The 436-nt window shown below is 72.5% G+C and carries 1 protein-coding gene; it reads right to left on the reverse strand.

Features of this window, described 5'->3' with window-relative positions:
- A partial coding sequence (locus CS062_RS25470; RefSeq protein ID WP_199174387.1) for a condensation domain-containing protein occupies nt 1-436 on the reverse strand: 436 nt, incomplete at both ends.

A 436-nucleotide genomic window follows, 5' to 3' on the forward strand; every position in this document is an offset into this window, starting at 1 on the left:
CATCATCGCCACACGTTGTTCACCGATGGAGGCCATCGCGGCCGCGACCGAACGGGTGGGGGACATGTCGACCCGCACCGGCACGGTGTTGAGGAACAGGCCGATGGTCTCGTCGATCCCGACGAGGTGGCCGGGGCGCCCGGCGACGGTGGTCCCGATCACGACGTCGGTGGTGCCGGCGTGATAGCCGGTCACCAGCGCGACGGCCGCGGTCACCACGGAGTTGAGCGTCGCGCCGTGCGCGGTGGCGCACGTGTGCAGTTGCGTGGTGACGGCCTCGGGCACCCTCACGACGATCCGGCCGGGTTCGGTGCCGGGCCGCGCGTCGGGGTGATCGGGTGACACGCCGCTCGCCAGGGTCGGCTCGGTCAGACCCGCGAGCAGGTCACGCCATGCGTCTCTGGCGCCCGAGGCCTGCGGGTCACCGTCGGTCGCG

The organism is Roseateles chitinivorans, assembly GCF_002761755.1.
GTDB lineage: Bacteria > Pseudomonadota > Gammaproteobacteria > Burkholderiales > Burkholderiaceae_C > Roseateles > Roseateles chitinivorans.